Raw genomic sequence first — 277 nt, forward strand, 5'->3', positions numbered from 1 at the left:
CGCGTACGTGGAGGGGTTGACCCCCGGATGGAGCGCCGCGGCCGCGAGCCTCGTCGTCTCCGCGAGCGTCACGCTTGGCGTCGCCATCGCCGGCTCGGCCCTCCGGGCGATCGCCGTGAGCCGGGGTGCGTTGCGGGTCGAACGGCAGGCGAATGCCAGCCTGAACGCGGAGCGACGCGAGATCGATGAACGCACGCGCATCGCGCAGGAGCTGCACGACGTGGTCGCGCACAGCCTGTCGATCATCAGCGTCCAGGCGACGACGGCCGTCTACCGG

Annotated in this window: 1 protein-coding gene; it reads left to right on the plus strand. The window is 71.8% G+C overall.

The window, feature by feature from the left end; translation table 11 throughout:
* Positions 1-16 precede the first annotated feature (16 nt).
* Positions 17-277: histidine kinase (locus SB658_RS23570; protein WP_410602720.1), on the plus strand; the 261-nt coding region annotated here is incomplete at its 3' end.

The organism is Bacillus sp. SIMBA_008 (assembly GCF_046535495.1).
Classification (GTDB): Bacteria; Bacillota; Bacilli; order Bacillales; family Bacillaceae; genus Bacillus; species Bacillus subtilis.